Raw genomic sequence first — 17,884 nt, forward strand, 5'->3', positions numbered from 1 at the left:
TCATAATTATTGATGCAGAATATTTTAACCGGCTTACAATTCAACATCTGAAAAGCCTGAATTACTTTGGGCCACGCCCGAACAGCATCCCTTCTGAAACAGCCCATGTCCGCCCTGTCCCTCGCCCCCCGCGCCCTGTACGAAGAAGTTGCCGAACTGATGCGGCAGCGGATTTTTGCGCGCGAACTGGAGCCGGGCAGCTGGATCGACGAGTTGCGCATTGCAGAAGCCCTGGGCATCAGCCGCACCCCCTTGCGTGAAGCCCTGAAGGTGCTGGCGGCCGAAGGCCTGGTGACCATGAAGGTGCGCCGGGGTGCTTATGTGACCGAGGTGAGCGAAAAAGACCTGCGCGATGTGTACCACCTGCTGGCCTTGCTCGAATCGGACGCGGCCCGCGTGGTGGCGCAAAACGCCAACCCCGAGCAGATGGCGCAAATCGAAGCCTTACACAAGGACCTGGAACAGGCCGTGGGCAACCGCGACCGCTTCTTCGAGATCAACGAAGCCTTTCACATGCTGCTGTTGGAATTGGCCGACAACCGCTGGCGCGACCAGATGGTGGCCGACCTGCGCAAGGTGATGAAACTCAACCGCCACAGCTCCTTGTTCAAAGAAGGCCGCATTGAGCAATCTCTGGCCGAGCACCGGGACATCGTGCAGGCACTGACCCAGCGCCAGCCCGAACTTGCGGCCGAGCGCATGTCGGCGCACTTCATGAACGGCCTGCAGGCCGCTCAATAAGCGTTCTAAAGTCTCAGGCGCACTTTTGGGCGGGGCCACCCGACAAAGCGCTCAAAAATGTCAAAACGAAGCTGCAATCTTCATCCTTCAGGATGCGCATGTCGCCCAAAGCCACGGGCGCCACGTAAGCCCGAATGACTTGCAGTGCAGCAACGCGTTCATCGATTTTGGCCACCACTGCCCCCGCCAGACGCTCCAAGGCTGTCGCATCAAGCGTGCCGTGATCGCGTTGGCTGAGCAACAGCGCGATCTCGGCCAGGGTGAAGCCCAGATCCTTCAGATGCCGAATGGCCTTGAGCCGATCCAGCGTATCGCTGCCATATTGACGATAACCGGCTTCGGTTCGACTTTGAGGCGCAATCAAGCCCGCATCCTCATACAAGCGCAATTGGCCGCGGGTCACGCCAGCAGATTTGCACAAAACGCTGGTGGTCTGCAAAGCCTTGAAATCATGGGCACTGGTCAGTTTTTGCATGGGGTGATGTCTGGTGAGAGGCTGTAGACCTGAATAACTCGCACAGCGACTCAAGGCGCCAACCTTTCAAAGCGAGCCACAAGCTCAGCATTGAGGTGTGACCATGCGTCAATCGACTGGTAATTCCTGGCGGAGATCCCTGTCAAAAAGGCCAGCGCCAATTGGCGTGTGGCGATTTTGACTTTGGGGTTCGCCGTGAGGCCACCCGTCCTGGAACGGTCCGTGAAGATGCTGTGTGAACCCTCCTTGAAAACAGCGAGCACTTTGGGCACAGCGCGCTGACTGCTCATGGCTTTGAAAACGTCAATCCGGTCCTGCAGACCCGACTCATAACCCGGTATCTGAATCACGTCCTGGGTCGCTGTGATGTGCAAGCTCGGAATGTCAATGCCAGACAGGATGTCGTTGGGCGAACCCATGCCGTAGAAGGGCGGTGCCGAGATGACGATGGCGGCGCTGATTCTGGGATCGCGCAGAGATACCTTTTGTCCTTGTTGCTCTACAAGTGCACCCGAAATGAGCATCGTGGTGTTGGCACCATAAGAGTGACCAGCGGCAACGATTCTGCGCTGGTCAAACAGTGCGCCAAAATGTCCAGCCAAAACTTGGTCAAGCGAAAACCGAAGATCCTGCACCCGATGAATTGCCTCGGAAGCCTGCGCCGCATCGCTCAAACGGGCAGGCAGGGCCAAAGGGTTACCAAACCAGAGTTGACGGTCGCTGCCCACATGCTGCACATGCAGGCTGCCATAGCCGTGTGCAGCCAAGTAGCGGCCAAGGTAGCTGTACCCATCTCTTGAGCCACCGATGCCGTGTGAAAAAACAAGCAGTGGCATGGACCCCGGCATCGCCTTGGCAGCGGGAAGATAGAGTTTGGCGGGCACCTGCCGTTGGCGCTGGCTATCGAACCAATCGAAATTGTGCGTAGAAAACAATGAAGCATCCACGGTCAAGGACTCAGGGGAAGACACTTGCGAAGTGGGATCCACTTTTCGGGGTTCGTCTGCGCGTGCGTCCGCGAACGTCAACGTGGCGGCAAAAGCCAGCAGTAAGGCGGCCAGGCCGCAACTGTTACGACTCGGAAAAGGCTTGAAAGAGAAATGGGGTTTCATCATATTGGCACCCATCCTAAACCCGGCACCAAGGGACCGGGTCAAGGGGATTTCAATGGCCTTTGACAAAAAAATCGCTTGACATGGCACCAAGGTACCGGGTTTCCAATGCATTTTTTGACACACGAAACAAGGAAGTTCGCCATGCACAAACACCCAACACCCCACAAAACAGCCCTCATCACCGGGGCTTCTTCAGGCATCGGCCAAGCCTTGGCCCATCACTTTGCCCAAGATGGCTACCAGCTGGTGCTGGCCGCTCGCAGCGTGGCCAAGATGCAGGCCCTGGCCGACGATTTACAGCAGCAATTCAAGGTTCAGGTCGTGGTCATTGGTGCAGACCTGGAAACCGACGCGGGTGCCGTGCAGTTACACGCCGACATTCAGGCACGCGGCATCGTCTTGAGTGCATTGGTCAACAACGCAGGCTACGGTGCATTTGGCGAGTTCAAGGACACGGCGCTCAGGTCCGAGCTGGCCATGATGCAACTCAACATGAACACGGTGGTGGTGCTGAGCAAGCTGTTCTTGCCGGATTTGCTCGCAACGCGCGGCAAGATTTTGAACACGGCGTCCACGGCGGCTTTTCAGCCAGGGCCTTACATGGCGGTGTACTACGCCACCAAAGCATTTGTCTTGAGTTTCTCGGAAGCACTGGCGAGTGAGCTGGAAGACACCGGTGTGACGGTGACCGCGCTGTGCCCTGGCCCCACCGCCTCGGGCTTTCAGGACAAAGCCCAACTGGGCAACTCAGCCCTGATCAAAGGCAAGAAACTGCCCACATCCGAAGAGGTAGCCGCCTTGGGTTACCGCGCCATGCAACGCGGCCAGCGGGTCTATATACCGGGCTTCATGAACTGGGTCATGGCGCAAAGCATGCGCTTCACACCGCGCCATTTGGCCACCAAAGTGGTGAAGATTTTGACCCGACCCATCGCTTGAGAACAACGCCATGATCAACCCACTGAACAACTACTTCAGCGCAGAAAAGCAAGAAAGCGTGATCTTCATCACCGTGGGCCTGGTGGCCATTGGCGTGAGCGCTTGGCTTTGGATGAACGGTCATCGGCTGAAATCCATGGCCTACCCGCTGGTCGTCATTGCGCTGATGCAAATGGTGGTGGGGGTGTCGATTTACCTGCGCACCGACAACCAGGTCGCCACCCTGAGCGCGCAACTGCAGCAGGAACCAGCAGCGCTGAAGGCCCAGGAAATTCCACGCATGCAAACAGTCATGAAAAACTTCTCGATCTACAAAGGGGTCGAAATGGTGCTGCTGATTCTCGGGCTGGGCATGCTTGCCTTTTGGCAGCGCCACGACCTGGCAGCCGGGATCGGTATCGGCTTGGTCTTGCAGTCGGCTTTGACGCTGACTTTGGATATCTTTGCAGAGACCCGAGGATCCATTTATTTGTCTGCCCTGCACGCCATGCCCAGCTGAAGAACTGGGCATGGCCTTGAGTTTTGCACTTCACTTTTTGCAGTGATGCACACGTCTACTTTGTCGCATCCCGCATCGCTTTGCCCAAACCTTCCGCCCCCTTGGCCAGCAAGGTGTCGGCGGCGTTCAGGCGATCCCGCGCCTCACGGTTCTGGCTGAGCTTGGCCTTGCCCTCGATGCGCTGGATCTCCACCTGAATGCCGACCACCGCCTTGAGCATTTGGGCAATGTATTCGGGCGGCGAATCGCCCATCTTCCAGGGGCGCGGCTCGCAAGCCTCATGTTCACGGGTCAGCCGCGCCACGACACGACGGACAAACTTTTCCTCGTCCATCACCGTCAGTCGGCCATGGACATGCACCACTTCGTAGTTCCAGGTGGGCACCTGCCGGTGGGTTTCGTGCTTGCTCGGGTACCAGTTGGGCGAGATGTAGCTCTCGTTGCCGCGAAAAATCACCAGCACATCCGCGCCGTCCTGGCATTGCTGCCACACAGGATTGGCCCGCGCCACATGCGCTGTCAACAGCCCATGCGCCCCCTGACTGGGGTCAAACTCAAAGGGGATGTGGTTCGCATCCAGCCCGTCTGGCCCCAGCGTGACAAGGGCTCCAAGCGGGTATTCCTGGATGATCGTGTGGATGTCTTGCGGATTCTTGATGAGGAAATGGGCAGGGATGTACATCGGATGGGCCTGAATGGCGAAAAGGCTGAAGAAACTATCTTGCCCTTCAACTGGCTTTACTGAAAGAACCAGTTTTCATGAAAAGCGTCATACCAGTTGATCATGACCCACACGGTCATGATCATCGCGTCTGCGAGTGTGGACCCGTTTCCAGGGTCCTCCGCTTATTCGCCCATTACCACACCTTCGCGCCGTGGATCGGCACCCCCTTGGAGCTGACCGAGGTGGCGTTTGATGGCTTGGAGGCCACTGGTCATGTCCATCTCGCTGATCTCATGATCCTTGGCTCTCAATGCATCCAGGGTGGCGGTTGGGAAGCGTTTTTGCTCCAGCAAGGTGGGGCCGTTGGTGCTTCCAAAATTGGGCAGATTGATGGCTTCTTGCGGTGACATACCCCAGTTCAGCATGCCATACAGCGCTTTAGCGGTGTAATGGATGATGAGCGCGCCACCGGGCGAGCCAGCACTGGCAACCAATTTTCCACTGGCCTTGTCAAACACCAAGGTGGGCGACATGGACGAACGGGGACGCTTACCGGGCTCGACTCGGTTGGCAATGGGCTTGCCGTCTGCACTTTTGGGGGCGAAGCTGAAATCGGTCAGCTCGTTATTGAGTAAAAAGCCTTTGACCATGAGGCGACTGCCAAAAGCGGCCTCGATGGTGGTGGTCATGGCAATGGCGTTCCCTTGCGCATCAACAATGCTGATGTGGCTGGTCCCATATTCGATTTGATCTGGCATGGGCGCATGACTGGTTTTGACGGGTGCCGGGTGACCGGGTTTGGCCACCTTCATGCTTTTGTCACCAATGGTCTGGGCGCGGCTGCTTAAGTAGGCGGTATTGACCATCGTCTTCCAGTCGCCTCCGGGGGCCTGAACAAAGTCAGGGTCGGCGACATACAGACCGCGGTCGGCAAAGGCCAATCGGCTCGCTTCGGTGTATCGGTGTAACCAGGCAGCGTTTGGCAATCCTTTGTCCAAGCTGTCTTGGGGCATCATGGCTGGTGTCATGCCAAGGATTTGGGCCACGGCAATCGCCCCTGAGCTAGGCGGTGGCATGCCGCAAATGACGTAGGTGATTTGTGTGATGGCGGTGTAGTCTGTGCAAAATGCGCCGCGTGTTTTGGGTTGATAGGCTGCCAAGTCTGACAAGGCCAATTGGCCAGGGTTGCTGGGGTGCTTTTGCACCTTGTCGACGATGGCCTGCGCGACAGCGCCCTCATGCAGCGCTTTGGACTTGTCTTTAGCCATGGCTTTGAAGACAGCCGCCAGCTCAGGGTTTTTCAGCACATGGCCCTCAGGCCAAGCTTGACCTTGTGGGTTGTAGAAATACGCTGCAGCAACAGGATCTTTTTTAAGATGTGGCTCGGCTTTGAGCAAGGTGTGCAAACGGTTGCTCACAGCAAAACCGTTTTCAGCCAGGTCAATGGCTTGCTCAAACAACTTGGCCCAAGGCAGCTTGCCATGCTTGGCATGGGCCAGCTCCAACATGCGCACGGTGCCCAGAGTGCCCACAGAGCGACCACCGACCACACCGTCGATAAAGGCCATGGGCTTGCCGTCTGCGCCAAGAAACAAGTTTTCGGTGGCGGCCATGGGAGCGGTCTCGCGTCCATCGTAGGCCAAGGTTTGTTTGCCGTCGTGGTGCAGCAAAAAGGCTCCGCCTCCAATGCCGCTGGACTGGGGCTCAACCAAGGTCAGCACCATTTGCACGGCAATGGCGGCATCAACGGCGCTACCGCCAGCGCGCAATATTTGGTAACCCGCGTCAGTCGCCAAGGGGTTGGCGGCGGCAACAGCGAATTTCTCGTGCGTCCAGCCTTTTTTCTCTTTGTACCCTGATGCCAGCTCTGGTTGCAGCAACAGTTGTTGATTGGCCGTTATGGAAGCTGCATGGTTACCCTTATTGGAGGACGCACAGGCCGTTAACAGCAGCGCACAGGTGATGGCGCTGAGGACAAAATAGGGGCGACTGAGGGTCATGCGTGTCTCCTGAATGTGGAATGAGTGGGCGGATTCAAAAGTGAAGTTCAACACCCTTAACTTCAAAGGATGAAAGTGGCGTGTTGACGACTGTTCAGGAGCAGTCCCCTGGAAACAGACAGCGGCGATCGTACTCCCAAACCTTTGCGTGAGCGGTTGTTGACTTCATCTGCAATCGCATCCATTTCCTTTTGACTGTAAACAAACAAATCCGTGCCCTTGGGCAGGTACTGCCGCACCAAGCCATGGCGCAGCCAAACCGAAGCACCCAAAGAAAAGCGACTCATCGGATGCGTCTATGCCGGCGCAAAGAAAAGCCACTCAGTCGCTCACCACCGCACCACGCGCCAGCGCGGCACGCGCCAGTTGCCAAACTTCTCTTGGTGGCAAGGGCTTGAGCTTGTGATCACTCCAAACCTGTCGCCACAAACGCCCACCGCGTTGCCCGTGGTACAGGCCCAGCATGTGCCGCGCAATGGCATACCAAGGGCAGCCGTCTTCGGCAAAGGCGCGCTCCATGTAGGCCACCATGGCCTCTTCCACCGCCTCGCGGCTGGGCACCTCGTGGGCATCGCCGTAAAAAGCAGCGTCCCAGCCGCCCAAGAGCCAAGGGTTGTAGTACGCCTCGCGTCCGATCATCACGCCGTCGGCGTGCTGCAGATGCTGCGCGATCTCTTCGTTGGTCTTGATGCCGCCGTTCACGGCAATCAGCAACCCCGGAAAGTCTTTCTTGAGCTGGTAGGCCAGTTCGTAGCGCAGCGGCGGGATTTCGCGGTTTTCTTTAGGGCTCAGGCCATCGAGCCAGGCATTGCGGGCGTGGACGATGAAGACCTTGCAACCGGCCTCGCTCACGGTACCCACAAAATCGCGCACAAAGTCGTAGCTCTCAATCCGATCAATGCCGATGCGGTGCTTCACCGTCACTGGCACATCCACCACATCGAGCATGGCTTTGACGCCATCGGCCACGGTAAGGGGTTCGTTCATCAGGCAGGCACCAAATGCGCCGCGCTGCACCCGGTCTGAAGGGCAGCCGCAGTTCAGGTTGATCTCGTCGTAACCCCACTCTTGCCCTAACTTGGCGGCATGGGCCAAATCGGCGGCGTCGCTGCCGCCCAGTTGCAGGGCCACAGGGTGCTCTTCGGCGTTGAAGCGCAGGTGCCGCTGCACACTGCCGTGGCGCAAGGCACCGGTGGTCACCATCTCGGTGTAGAGCAAGGTGTGGCGGGTCAGCAGGCGGTGGAGATAACGACAATGTCTATCTGACCAATCCATCATGGGGGCCACAGACAAGCGCCAGCGTTGGGGTTCAGGAAATTGCATGGGGGCTGATTATCCTTGGCTTGCGGCGGACTTGACCTAGACTCTGGGTGAACAGCGTATAAAGACAAAGGTTCAACCCCGACAATACGGGGGCAAACCTGAAGGAGGTGAGATGAGCAATGCAACGATGTGGTGGGTGCTGACCGGCGTGCTGGTGGCACTGGAGTTGGTGACCGGCACGTTTTACCTGCTGATGCTGGGCCTGGGGTCTGTGGCGGCGGCCCTGGCCGCCATGGCGGGCTTCGGCCTGAGCACCCAACTGGTGGCTGCGGCCATTGTGGGCGGCCTGGGGGCTTTGCTGCTGGGCCAATGGCGCAAGCGCCAAACCACCACGCAACAAGAAGCCCAATACCAACACCTTGACTTGGGCGCCACGGTGCAGGTCGATGCCTGGGACGCCCAGGGCACCGCACAAGTCAAGCACCGAGGCGCTGCTTGGACCGCTGTGCTGGCCCCGGGCCAGACAGCCGCGCCGGGCGCGCACCGCATTCAAGCCATGGCGGGCAACCGCTTGGTCCTCGAGAAAATCTGAGCACACCGCTCAAAACATTAAAAAGGGAGAAAAACCATGGAAATAGCAGCAGTCCTCGTGATCATTGCGATCTTGTTCGTCATCAAGACCGTCAAGGTCGTGCCACAACAAGAGGCCTGGGTGGTCGAAAGGCTGGGCAAATTCCACGCCAGTCTGGCCCCGGGCCTGAACTTTGTGGTGCCCTTTGTGGACAACGTGATCCAAAAGCACAGCCTGAAAGAAATCCCGCTGGATGTGCCCAGCCAGATTTGCATCACGCGCGACAACACGCAGCTGCAGGTCGATGGCATTCTTTACTTTCAGGTGACCGACCCCAAGCTGGCCAGCTACGGCTCGTCCAACTACATCGTGGCCGTGACACAGCTGGCGCAAACCAGCCTGCGCAGCGTGATTGGCAAGCTGGAACTGGACAAGACCTTTGAAGAGCGCGACATCATCAACGCGCAGGTGGTGGCCGCCATCGACGAAGCGGCGCTCAACTGGGGCGTGAAGGTGCTGCGCTACGAGATCAAGGACCTGACACCGCCCAAAGAAATCTTGCTGGCCATGCAGTCGCAAATCACGGCTGAGCGCGAAAAGCGTGCGCTGATCGCCGCCTCCGAAGGCCGCCGCCAAGAGCAAATCAACATCGCCACGGGCGAGCGCGAGGCCTTCATTGCCCGCTCGGAAGGTGAAAAGCAAGCCGCCATCAACAAAGCCCAAGGCGATGCCGCCGCCATCACCGAAATGGCCAATGCCACGGCGCAAGCCATTGAGCGGATCGCCGCCGCCATCCGCCAACCCGGCGGCGAACAGGCCGTGCAACTGAAAGTGGCTGAGCAAGCCGTGCAGGCTTACGGCAAGGTCGCGCAAGACGCCAAGACCACGCTGATCGTGCCTGGCAATATGACCGAGGTATCAGGCCTGATCGCTTCGGCCATGCAAATGGTGGGCACGGGCAAGCAAGTGGGCCAGTGAACGCCTGCTTGCAGACACAAAAAAACCCGCCGAGGCGGGTTTTTTTGTGAGCGATCCGCCCTGTGATGTTGCAACAGGGCAAGGGCATCAGCCCATGTGCAAACCACCGTTGACCGAGAAGTCAGCACCGGTGGCGTAACCGCCCTCTTCGCTGGCCAGCCAGGCAATGATGGAGGCGATTTCGCTGGGCTTGCCCAGACGCTTGACGGGCACTGTGGCGACGATCTTTTCCAGCACGTCAGGACGGATGGCATTGACCATGTCGGTGCCAATGTAGCCTGGCGACACGGTGTTCACCGTCACGCCTTTGGTGGCCAGCTCTTGTGCCAGCGCCATCGAAAAACCGTGCATACCGGCTTTGGCGGCCGAGTAGTTGGTTTGACCGGCCTGGCCTTTTTCACCGTTGACCGAGCTGATGTTGATGATGCGGCCCCAGCCTTTTTCAACCATGTCACCCACAACCTGCTTGGTCACGTTGAACATGGAGTCCAAGTTGGTGTTCATCACAGCTTGCCAGTCTTCACGCGTCATTTTCAGGAACATGCGGTCCTTGGTGATACCGGCGTTGTTGACCAGCACATCGATGCTGCCATGCTCGGCTTTGGCCTTGCTGAAGGCCTCCACAGTCGAATCCCAATCACCGACGTTACCGACCGATGCGTAAAAGGTGAAGCCCAGGGCTTTTTGCTCGCCCAGCCATTTGTTGAAGTCACGGGTCGGGCCGCAACCGGCGATGACCTTGAAGCCTTCCTGGTGAAGGCGTTGGCAGATCGCGGTACCGATACCGCCCATGCCACCTGTGACGTACGCTACTTTTTGACTCATGATTGTCTCCCTGTGATGATGAGTGAAATGAAAAAAAACTCAGGCCACCCCTAACCCTATTGTGGGTGGCCGTTAGAGGTTTGAGCAGTGTGGCAACCCACACGCTTTGAATGCTTTGTGTGCAGCAGGCTTTAAACCCGTTCGATCGCCAGCGACACACCCATGCCGCCACCGATACACAAAGCGGCCAGGCCTTTTTGGGCCTGGGTACGCTGCATCTCGTGCAGCAAGGTCACCAAAATGCGGCAACCGGACGCCCCGATGGGGTGGCCGATCGCGATCGCACCGCCGTTGACGTTGACTTTGGCCGGATCGATGTCCAACGCCTGGTTCACGGCGCAGGCTTGCGCCGCAAAGGCTTCGTTCAACTCGAACAAGTCCACATCAGCAGCTTTCCAGCCTGCACGGGCCAGGGCCTTTTGCGAGGCAGGCACGGGGCCCATGCCCATGGTGGCCGGGTCCAGACCGCTGGTGCCGAATGCGGCAATGCGGGCCAGGGGCTTGAGGCCCAGGGCGGCGGCTTTTTTGGCGCTCATGACCATCACGGCGGCTGCGCCGTCGTTGATACCCGAGGCGTTGCCAGCGGTCACGCTGCCTGCCTTGTCGAACGCAGGGCGCAAACCGGCCAGGGCATCAGCATTGGTTTTCTTGTTGATGTACTCGTCGGTGTTGAACACCAGCGCGTCGCCTTTGCGCTGGGGGATCAGCACGTCCACGATCTCGTCCTTGAACTTGCCCGCGTCTTGCGCTGCAGATGCTTTTTGCTGACTGCCCAGGGCCAGGGCGTCTTGCATGTCACGGGTGATGCCATGGGCCTTGGCCACGTTTTCAGCGGTGATGCCCATGTGGTACTGGTTGTACACGTCCCACAAGCCGTCCACGATCATGGTGTCGGTCATCTTCCAGTCGCCCATGCGCTGGCCGTCGCGGCTGCCGTTCAAAACGTGCGGGCTGGCGCTCATGTTTTCCTGGCCACCGGCAATCACGATTTCGCTGTCGCCCCAAGCCACGGCTTGCGCGGCCAGCATCACGGCTTTCAGGCCCGAGCCGCACACGGCGTTGATGGTCAGCGCCGGGGTTTCCTTGGCCACACCAGCTTTCATCATGGCTTGGCGGGCAGGGTTTTGGCCCACGCCTGCGGCCAGCACCTGGCCCATGATGACTTCACCGATGGCATCCACCGGCAAACCGCTGCGCTCCAGCAAACCCTTGATGACGATGCTGCCCAGCTCGGTGGCGGGGGTCTTGGCGAGTGAGCCGCCAAATTTGCCCACGGCGGTGCGTGCGGCTGCAACGATGACGATGTCTTCCATTTTTTTCTCCAATAAAAAATCAATCAGGCCTTGGCCTTTACATAGCGACCTGGGGCCGCTTCGATGGCCTTGAACTTGGTGCCTTTGCCATAGGTCTTGGGTGCAGCAATTTGCTTGCCCGCATGGCCCTTGAGCCAGTCAGACCAATCGGTCCACCAGCTGCCGGGCACCTCTTGGGCGCTGGCGATCCAGTCGTTCACATCGGCTGGGAACTTCGTGCCCTCGCTCAGCCAGTGGCTGCGCTTTTTGGCCGCAGGCGGGTTGATCACGCCCGCAATGTGGCCCGAGGCCCCCATCACAAAACGCTTTTTGCCTGGCAGCACTTGTGTGCTGGCATAAGCACCACCGATGGGCACGATGTGGTCTTCGCGAGAGCCATAGATGTAGACCGGCACGTCGACCTTGCCCAGATCGATGGCCTCGCCGCACACGGTGACTTTGCCCGGTTTGACCAAGTTGTTTTCAAGGTAGGTGTTGCGCAGGTACCAGGCGTAAAACGGTCCTGGCAAGTTGGTCGAGTCGCTGTTCCAGTACAACAGGTCAAACGGCGGCGGTGTCTCGCCCTTGAGGTAGTTGCCCACCACATAGTTCCAGACCAGGTCATTGGGGCGCAAAAAGCTGAAAGTGGATGCCAGGTCCTGACCTTTGAGCAAACCGCCCCTGCCCATTTGCTGCTCACGGAATTTGACGAAGTTCTCGTCGATGAACACATCGAGAATGCCGGTGTCGGTGAAGTTGATCAGGGTGGTGAGGAAGGTGGCGCTGGCCACCGGCTTGTCGCCACGCGCCGCCAACACGGCCAGGGCGGTGGACAAGATGGTGCCGCCCACGCAAAAGCCCAAGGCGTTGATCTTGGGTGCGCCGGTGATGGCCTGAACCGTGTGGATGGCCTCGATGGCGGCGTGTTCGATGTAGTCGTCCCAGGTCTTTTGCGCCATCGACTCGTCAGGGTTGCGCCAGCTCACCACAAAGGTGCGGTGGCCTTGGCTCACGGCGTAGCGGATGAGCGAATTTTCAGGTTGCAAGTCGAGGATGTAGAACTTGTTGATGCAAGGGGGCACCAGCAAAAACGGCTTGTCATAGACCTTGGCCGTCAGCGGCTTGTATTCGATGAGCTGGAAAAATTCGTTTTCGAACACCACAGCACCTTCTGTGGTGGCCACGTTTTTGCCCACTTCAAACAGGCTCTCGTCGGTCATTGAGACGTGACCTTGCTGCATGTCGTGCATCAAATTCTGGACGCCTTTGGCGATGCTTTCGCCCTTCGTCTCTACCGCTTTCTTTTGCGCTTCGGCATTGAAAGCCAAAAAGTTGCTGGGCGATGCAGCAGCCACCCACTGTTCAATGGCAAAACGGATACGTGTGCGTGTTTTGGCATCGGCGTCCACAGCATCAGCCAAGCCCATCAGTGTCCGTGCATTGAGCAAATACGTGGCAGCATTGAACGCCGCCACAGGGTTGGAGGACCAAGCGTCGCCCGAAAAACGACGGTCCTTGACTTTCAGGCTGTTGTGCAGGCTCTGATTCCACAATTCCGAGGCGTCCTTGAAATACTGCTCTTGCAAGTCCTTGAGCTTTTCAGTAGAAAATTTCAGTTGCGCAACACCCTCTGCTGCATCGGGTTGCAGGCCGCCCAGGTCCATGGTCTGAAAATGCTGCATGGCTTGGCCCCAACTTTTGCTGAGGTTTTGCTGAAACCCTTGACTCATTTGGGTCCAGAATTCGGGGGAAGATGCGTTCACGGGATGTCTCCTGAAATTCACGATTTTTTTCGCTTCCGATGAATCGAGTATCTTTCAATTTGATGTCGCCTAAATTACAAGTTGCAAACAAAATGTATTTGATCGTGATTGCGTGGCTTTACGTCACCTTGCTGATGAGCTTGGCAGAGGCTTTTAGTACACAAGGAACCGTGCTGGGTGCCATTGTGACGTTCTTGTTGTACGGCCTGCTGCCCATGTCGCTGGTGGTTTATTTGGGAGGAACACCCTTGCGGCGCAAGGAAATTCGGCGAAAACAACTGCAGGACGCCACACCGGGAGAAGCCGCAGCATCATCTGTCCAGCCAGATGCAAGCGGCCATTCGACCGGTTTGCCCCAAGAGCCGACTGTCCCTTCTGTGCGAAAAGAAACGTGAGGCTTGCGACACCGTGCACCACTCGGGCTGGCTGTTGTTGCCAAATAGTTGACTAACGCCCATGCGAGCAAGCCGCCCTCTGGCCAAACCCGCCAAGTCAGCCAAGAACTTGCCTGGCCCATGTGCACGAAAAAAAGCTTGAGCACTGCTGTCGTTTTTGCAAAAAGCCTCCATCACTTCTGGACCCACTTCAAATGCCTGCGGCCCGATGCACGGCCCAAGCCAAGCCAAAATATCGGCCGGACGACTTGGGCGGACGGATTGCAGCACACGCTCCAAAATGCCGTCGCCGCTCTCCCCTGCAAGACTTCGCCAGCCGGCATGTGCGCCGGCCACCCACTGACCCGCGGCATCACACATGAGCACCGGCAAACAATCAGCGACCATGATGGTGCAAGCCACTTCCGTGCGATCGGTGATGCATGCGTCAGCCGGTTGGCCTTGAGGGCTTGCGCCATCCAGCCAAACCACATCCACGCCGTGTACTTGTTTCAAAAAAACAGGCTCACGGCCAATGGCCTCGGTCAAAAGCGCTCGATTTTGCGCCACATCGTCCAAGGAGTCAGCGACGTGGTCGCCCAAATTCATGCTGTCCCATGGGACTGCTGAAACCCCTCCATGGCGATCGGTCATGATGGCCTTCACGTTGGGGGGCGCAGGCCACTGCGGTCTCAGCCAACTGGGCGGAATGTCAGAATCAAAATGAGTGCGCGCCATGGAATGTCCAAAAAACTCCGCAAGACCCGGAGCTTGAAAAGCATAAGCCCAAAAATCCGGATGCATACCCACTGAACATTCACCCGTCCACTTTTATTGTGTAATCCCGAACATGGACACAGATGCGCGCTCCCCCGAATTGCCCTGGATCGAGCCCGACCAAGCGCTGCCTTGGGCCGCTTGTGCATGGGGGGCTGATTCGCCCGCACCCGGACTCTTGGCCGCCAGCAAAGACTTAAGCCCATTACGCCTGTACGAAGCTTACAGCCAAGGCATTTTCCCGTGGTTCAGCCTGGGCCAGCCTGTGCTCTGGTGGAGCCCGAACCCGCGCATGGTCTTGCATACACGCGAATTCAGATGCCACCGATCCTTGCGAAAAACCCTCCAGCATTGGTGGCGGCAACCGGGGTTTGAACTGAGCTTTGACCGGGATTTTGGACAAGTCATTCGCCGCTGTAGCCAAGCGCCTCGGAGCGGCCAAAAAGGCACCTGGATTTTGCCGTCCATGATTTCTGCTTATGAGGAGTTTCACGAACTCGGTCATGCGCACAGCGCAGAGGTGTGGCTGAATGGCGAGTTGGTTGCAGGCTTGTATTTCGTGGCGATTGGCCATGCCGTGTTTGGTGAATCCATGTTCACCACGGTGACCGATGGCTCCAAGATGGCCCTGGCCACCTTGGTCAGCGTGTGCCTGCAACACGGCTTGCCCGCCATTGACTGCCAGCAAAACACCCGACACCTGGCATCCATGGGGGCCAGGGAAATTCCACGCTCAGACTTCATCCGTTTGATCACCCAAGAGCAACACAAACCCAACATTGACTGGGCGACGCAAACCCTCCATTGGTCTACCCTGATGGCACTGGAGAAAACGCGGTGACCCATCTCAATGACCTGCCTTTGCAAGCCTTGCAGTTTTATGCCACCGCGCCCTATGCGTGCAGTTATCTGCCGGACCGCTCTGCCCGTTCGCAAGTAGCGACACCCAGTCACCTGATTCGCACCGAGGTGTATTCGGATTTGGTGGGGCAAGGATTTCGTCGAAGCGGCATGTTCACCTACCGACCCTATTGCGACGGCTGCCAAGCATGCTTGCCACTGCGGGTCAATGTGAGTGCCTTCAAACCCGACAAAAGCCAGCGACGCGCTGCAAAAGCCCATGCTGACTTACAAGTTCGCGTTCGGGATTTGCAGTTTGACCCGGAGCACTATGCGCTTTATCTGAACTATCAAAACGCCCGTCATGTGGGCGGGGGCATGGATCAGGACAACGTCGATCAATACAGCCAGTTTTTGCTGCAAAGCAGGATCAATACGCGCTTGGTCGAATTTCGTGAACCGACCCTGGATGGAACATGGGGCGCACTGAAAATGGTCAGCATCGTGGACATCCTGGACCATGGTTTGTCTGCGGTCTACACGTTTTATGAGCCCGGTGATCAAGCCAGTTATGGCACCTATGGCGTGCTCTGGCAAATTCAGCAAGCCGCGCAACTGGGCTTGCCCTATGTCTATCTGGGATACTGGATCGAAAAAAGCCCAAAAATGAATTACAAATCACGCTTCAGGCCCTGCGAAATCCGGCTCGAGGGAGCGTGGCAAGCCATGTTTTGAGTCGATTTTTCACAGTGTAAAATGGATTCAGCCCTCAGCCCACATGATGAAAAAAGACACCGCCCTGACTCAGACGCCCACTATTCAAGTGATAGAACGCATTTTCTGTCTGATCGATGTGCTGGCCTCACGCGAAGAAGCCATTTCACTCAAAGAGATCAGCGAAAAAACAGGCCTTCACCCGTCCACCGCACACCGCATACTCAATGATTTGGCCACCGGACGGTTTGTGGATCGCCCGGAAGCGGGCAACTATCGACTAGGGATGCGTCTACTGGAGTTGGGCAATCTGGTCAAAGGCCGCTTGAACGTTCGTGATGCGGCGCTTACGCCCATGCGCGAATTGCATAAATTGATCCAGCAACCCGTCAATCTGAGCATGCGCCAAGGCGATGAAATCGTCTACATCGAGCGCGCCTACAGCGAACGCTCAGGCATGCAGGTTGTTCGCGCCATTGGTGGGCGGGCACCGTTGCATCTGACATCAGTTGGAAAACTGTTTTTAGCGGCAGACGACCCTATTCGCGTTCGCTCTTACGCCACAAGAACGGGTCTTTCCGGCCAAACACGCAACAGCATCACGCAATTGCCCGTTCTTGAACGCGAGTTGGCACGGGTCAAGCAATACAGCATTGCCCGAGACAATGAAGAACTCGAACTGGGTGTGCGTTGCATTGCCGCCGGCATCTATGACGACCAAGGCAAGTTACTGGCCGGTCTGTCGATTTCTGCGCCCGCTGACCGTCTGGATGAAGGCTGGTTACCCAAACTGCAAGCCACCGCCCGTGAGATTTCTGCCACTTTGGGCTATGACGCCGATCGGTGAGGGAACCCCGCAAAAAAAGCCCCGAGGGGCCTTTTTTGACATTTAAACCCGAAAAAAATCAACCTGGCAAACGGTTGTCCAAGGCTGAATGCTTGATTGGCAACAGGCCGGGTGAACGTTCAACCCATCGGCGTACGCGCTCAGCATCACCTATGCGACTGAGCTTTCCTGCGGAATCGAGAAACACCATGATCAATTTGCGCCCGGCCACTTGTGCCTGCATGACCAGGCATTGCCCTGCCTCGGAGATATAGCCCGTCTTCTGTAAGCCGATGTCCCACTCGGGATTTTTGACCAATCGGTTGGTGTTGTTGTACTGCAGTGTGCGACGACCCACCTCAATTTCTCGACCGTGCGAGGTCGACAACTCACGCAGCACAGGCTCCTTGTAAGCCGCATCCACCAAGGCAGCGAGATCTTTGGCACTGGATTGGTTTCGGCTAGACAAGCCCGTGGGCTCCACATAACGCGTATCGAACATGCCTAAGGTTCTGGCCCGAGCATTCATGCGTGCCACAAAGGCATCCATGCCACCCGGAAAAGTGCGCCCCAAGGCGTGAGCTGCCCTGTTTTCACTGGACATCAAGGCCAAATGCAACAAATCACCACGGCTGAGCAAGGTCCCAACGGCCAGTCGTGAGGAACTGCCTTTTTCTGTATCGACATCGTCTTGGGTGATCGTGATCATCTCTGACATCGACAAATCGGCGTCAGAGATCACCAAACCAGTCATCAATTTGGTCAGGGACGCAATGGGCAAAACAGCTTGATCATTCTTGCGGAACAACACCTCCTGAGTGTCCTGATCAATGACCAATGCCACACTGGAACGCAACTCCAATGGATCAGCAGTGCTGTGCAAACCTGCCATTTGCCCATACGACACTTTCAAAGGCGCAGCTGCAACACGAGAAGACACCAAGCTCTTGCGAGTGGCCCCATTGAACTTGAGATTTTTAACGGGTTTGACCGCTGTTTTTTTTGCAGCGACTGCCTGTTTTTTGGATGATTTTTGTGGGGTTTGGGCCTGAGCCATCAAAGGCGAAATCATGGCCAAACTCAAACAACTTGCGGCCAGCGCGGAAAAACCTCGCTTTGGCAAAAAAACAAAAAAAACTGATTTGAACAACATGGGCAGCATTGTCAGAAAAATGAATATGTTGATTGTGCCCCAGAGTTTACATAAATAAAAAAGTCGCGCAAGAAC

At 57.2% G+C, this 17,884-nt stretch carries 19 protein-coding genes and 1 pseudogene; 9 read left to right on the forward strand and 11 right to left on the reverse strand.

Annotated features, from left to right (window positions below; all coding sequences use genetic code 11):
* Positions 1-105: 105 nt before the first annotated feature.
* A complete protein-coding gene (locus tag H663_RS32155) occupies positions 106-741 on the forward strand; it encodes a GntR family transcriptional regulator (protein ID WP_053175454.1) in 636 nt (211 codons plus the stop codon).
* A gap of 13 nt (positions 742-754) precedes the next feature.
* Here the strand turns inward: H663_RS32155 and H663_RS32160 are convergent, their stop codons facing one another.
* Both H663_RS32160 and H663_RS32165 read right to left on the reverse strand, forming a co-directional pair.
* A complete protein-coding gene (locus H663_RS32160; protein WP_053175451.1) occupies positions 755-1,216 on the reverse strand; it encodes a MerR family transcriptional regulator in 462 nt (153 codons plus the stop codon).
* 50 nt (positions 1,217-1,266) lie between these two features.
* Positions 1,267-2,397, reverse strand: a complete 1,131-nt coding sequence (locus H663_RS32165) for an alpha/beta hydrolase family protein (protein ID WP_165803910.1) — start codon at positions 2,395-2,397, stop codon at positions 1,267-1,269.
* A 75-nt stretch (positions 2,398-2,472) separates the two neighbouring features.
* Between H663_RS32165 and H663_RS32170 the strand changes: the two genes are divergently transcribed.
* Positions 2,473-3,270, forward strand: coding sequence for an SDR family NAD(P)-dependent oxidoreductase (locus H663_RS32170; protein ID WP_053175445.1), 798 nt, complete (start codon positions 2,473-2,475; stop codon positions 3,268-3,270).
* 10 nt (positions 3,271-3,280) lie between these two features.
* Entirely contained in the window at positions 3,281-3,769 is a 489-nt protein-coding gene (locus tag H663_RS32175) for a hypothetical protein (protein WP_053175442.1), read from the forward strand.
* A gap of 55 nt (positions 3,770-3,824) precedes the next feature.
* Here H663_RS32175 and H663_RS32180 read toward each other — a convergent pair whose 3' ends face one another.
* From H663_RS32180 to dusA, 4 genes and pseudogenes are all read right to left on the reverse strand, one after another.
* The gene (locus H663_RS32180) at positions 3,825-4,451 is read right to left on the reverse strand and encodes an FMN-binding negative transcriptional regulator (protein WP_053175439.1); all 627 of its coding nucleotides are present in this window, start codon (positions 4,449-4,451) and stop codon (positions 3,825-3,827) included.
* Positions 4,452-4,615: 164 nt separating this feature from the next.
* Positions 4,616-6,433 carry a gamma-glutamyltransferase family protein gene (locus H663_RS32185; RefSeq protein ID WP_053175436.1) on the reverse strand — a complete coding sequence of 606 codons (1,818 nt, stop codon included), beginning with the start codon at positions 6,431-6,433 and terminating at the stop codon, positions 4,616-4,618.
* A 62-nt stretch (positions 6,434-6,495) separates the two neighbouring features.
* A pseudogene (locus tag H663_RS32190) lies at positions 6,496-6,681 on the reverse strand (IS30 family transposase); the annotation flags it as partial.
* A 73-nt stretch (positions 6,682-6,754) separates the two neighbouring features.
* On the reverse strand, positions 6,755-7,756 hold the full coding sequence (dusA, locus tag H663_RS32195; protein WP_053175429.1) for a tRNA dihydrouridine(20/20a) synthase DusA: 1,002 nt from the start codon (positions 7,754-7,756) through the stop codon (positions 6,755-6,757).
* Between the two features lie 112 nt (positions 7,757-7,868).
* On the opposite strand from dusA, the gene H663_RS32200 reads away from it, so the two are divergent.
* A complete protein-coding gene (locus H663_RS32200) occupies positions 7,869-8,288 on the forward strand; it encodes an NfeD family protein (RefSeq protein ID WP_053175426.1) in 420 nt (139 codons plus the stop codon).
* 36 nt (positions 8,289-8,324) lie between these two features.
* Positions 8,325-9,245, forward strand: coding sequence for an SPFH domain-containing protein (locus tag H663_RS32205; protein ID WP_053175423.1), 921 nt, complete (start codon positions 8,325-8,327; stop codon positions 9,243-9,245).
* Between the two features lie 87 nt (positions 9,246-9,332).
* Here the strand turns inward: H663_RS32205 and phbB are convergent, their stop codons facing one another.
* The 3 genes from phbB to H663_RS32220 all read right to left on the reverse strand — a co-directional run bounded on the left by phbB (position 9,333) and on the right by H663_RS32220 (position 13,092).
* Positions 9,333-10,070, reverse strand: a complete 738-nt coding sequence (phbB, locus tag H663_RS32210; RefSeq protein ID WP_053175420.1) for an acetoacetyl-CoA reductase — start codon at positions 10,068-10,070, stop codon at positions 9,333-9,335.
* A 131-nt stretch (positions 10,071-10,201) separates the two neighbouring features.
* Entirely contained in the window at positions 10,202-11,383 is a 1,182-nt protein-coding gene (locus H663_RS32215; RefSeq protein ID WP_053175417.1) for an acetyl-CoA C-acetyltransferase, read from the reverse strand.
* A gap of 23 nt (positions 11,384-11,406) precedes the next feature.
* Positions 11,407-13,092, reverse strand: coding sequence for a PHA/PHB synthase family protein (locus H663_RS32220; protein WP_205872722.1), 1,686 nt, complete (start codon positions 13,090-13,092; stop codon positions 11,407-11,409).
* A 95-nt stretch (positions 13,093-13,187) separates the two neighbouring features.
* Here H663_RS32220 and H663_RS32225 point away from each other — a divergent pair, with 95 nt between their 5' ends.
* On the forward strand, positions 13,188-13,520 hold the full coding sequence (locus H663_RS32225) for a hypothetical protein (protein ID WP_420844054.1): 333 nt from the start codon (positions 13,188-13,190) through the stop codon (positions 13,518-13,520).
* On the opposite strand, the gene pgeF is transcribed toward H663_RS32225, so the two are convergent.
* Complete coding sequence (pgeF, locus tag H663_RS32230) at positions 13,437-14,303, reverse strand: peptidoglycan editing factor PgeF (RefSeq protein ID WP_338067171.1); 867 nt, start codon at positions 14,301-14,303, stop codon at positions 13,437-13,439. The genes H663_RS32225 and pgeF overlap by 84 nt on opposite strands.
* A gap of 46 nt (positions 14,304-14,349) precedes the next feature.
* Here pgeF and aat point away from each other — a divergent pair, with 46 nt between their 5' ends.
* Genes aat through H663_RS32245 form a run of 3 tightly spaced genes read left to right on the forward strand, consistent with a single transcriptional unit; the run spans position 14,350 to position 16,677 of the window.
* Positions 14,350-15,117, forward strand: coding sequence for a leucyl/phenylalanyl-tRNA--protein transferase (gene aat / locus H663_RS32235; protein WP_053175410.1), 768 nt, complete (start codon positions 14,350-14,352; stop codon positions 15,115-15,117).
* Positions 15,114-15,851, forward strand: coding sequence for an arginyltransferase (locus H663_RS32240; protein WP_053176897.1), 738 nt, complete (start codon positions 15,114-15,116; stop codon positions 15,849-15,851). Before aat ends, H663_RS32240 begins: the two co-directional genes overlap by 4 nt.
* 46 nt (positions 15,852-15,897) lie before the next feature.
* On the forward strand, positions 15,898-16,677 hold the full coding sequence (locus H663_RS32245) for an IclR family transcriptional regulator (RefSeq protein ID WP_420844052.1): 780 nt from the start codon (positions 15,898-15,900) through the stop codon (positions 16,675-16,677).
* 58 nt (positions 16,678-16,735) lie between these two features.
* Here H663_RS32245 and H663_RS32250 read toward each other — a convergent pair whose 3' ends face one another.
* Positions 16,736-17,809 carry a serine hydrolase gene (locus H663_RS32250; RefSeq protein WP_053176894.1) on the reverse strand — a complete coding sequence of 358 codons (1,074 nt, stop codon included), beginning with the start codon at positions 17,807-17,809 and terminating at the stop codon, positions 16,736-16,738.
* Positions 17,810-17,884: the final 75 nt, after the last annotated feature.

Origin of the sequence: Limnohabitans planktonicus II-D5 (assembly GCF_001270065.2) — a bacterium.
In the GTDB taxonomy this organism is placed as follows: Bacteria; Pseudomonadota; Gammaproteobacteria; order Burkholderiales; family Burkholderiaceae_C; genus Limnohabitans_A; species Limnohabitans_A planktonicus.

What these genes read in the sequence shown, in the direction of transcription:
- H663_RS32155 (WP_053175454.1), top strand. Translation starts at nt 106, where the DNA reads ATGTCCGCCCTGTCCCTCGCCCCCCGCGCCCTGTACGAAGAAGTTGCC.
- H663_RS32160 (WP_053175451.1), bottom strand. Translation starts at nt 1,216, where the DNA reads ATGCAAAAACTGACCAGTGCCCATGATTTCAAGGCTTTGCAGACCACC.
- H663_RS32170 (WP_053175445.1), top strand. Translation starts at nt 2,473, where the DNA reads ATGCACAAACACCCAACACCCCACAAAACAGCCCTCATCACCGGGGCT.
- H663_RS32175 (WP_053175442.1), top strand. Translation starts at nt 3,281, where the DNA reads ATGATCAACCCACTGAACAACTACTTCAGCGCAGAAAAGCAAGAAAGC.
- H663_RS32180 (WP_053175439.1), bottom strand. Translation starts at nt 4,451, where the DNA reads ATGTACATCCCTGCCCATTTCCTCATCAAGAATCCGCAAGACATCCAC.
- H663_RS32185 (WP_053175436.1), bottom strand. Translation starts at nt 6,433, where the DNA reads ATGACCCTCAGTCGCCCCTATTTTGTCCTCAGCGCCATCACCTGTGCG.
- dusA (WP_053175429.1), bottom strand. Translation starts at nt 7,756, where the DNA reads ATGCAATTTCCTGAACCCCAACGCTGGCGCTTGTCTGTGGCCCCCATG.
- H663_RS32200 (WP_053175426.1), top strand. Translation starts at nt 7,869, where the DNA reads ATGAGCAATGCAACGATGTGGTGGGTGCTGACCGGCGTGCTGGTGGCA.
- H663_RS32205 (WP_053175423.1), top strand. Translation starts at nt 8,325, where the DNA reads ATGGAAATAGCAGCAGTCCTCGTGATCATTGCGATCTTGTTCGTCATC.
- phbB (WP_053175420.1), bottom strand. Translation starts at nt 10,070, where the DNA reads ATGAGTCAAAAAGTAGCGTACGTCACAGGTGGCATGGGCGGTATCGGT.
- H663_RS32215 (WP_053175417.1), bottom strand. Translation starts at nt 11,383, where the DNA reads ATGGAAGACATCGTCATCGTTGCAGCCGCACGCACCGCCGTGGGCAAA.
- H663_RS32220 (WP_205872722.1), bottom strand. Translation starts at nt 13,092, where the DNA reads ATGAGTCAAGGGTTTCAGCAAAACCTCAGCAAAAGTTGGGGCCAAGCC.
- H663_RS32225 (WP_420844054.1), top strand. Translation starts at nt 13,188, where the DNA reads ATGTCGCCTAAATTACAAGTTGCAAACAAAATGTATTTGATCGTGATT.
- pgeF (WP_338067171.1), bottom strand. Translation starts at nt 14,303, where the DNA reads ATGCATCCGGATTTTTGGGCTTATGCTTTTCAAGCTCCGGGTCTTGCG.
- aat (WP_053175410.1), top strand. Translation starts at nt 14,350, where the DNA reads ATGGACACAGATGCGCGCTCCCCCGAATTGCCCTGGATCGAGCCCGAC.
- H663_RS32245 (WP_420844052.1), top strand. Translation starts at nt 15,898, where the DNA reads ATGAAAAAAGACACCGCCCTGACTCAGACGCCCACTATTCAAGTGATA.
- H663_RS32250 (WP_053176894.1), bottom strand. Translation starts at nt 17,809, where the DNA reads ATGTTGTTCAAATCAGTTTTTTTTGTTTTTTTGCCAAAGCGAGGTTTT.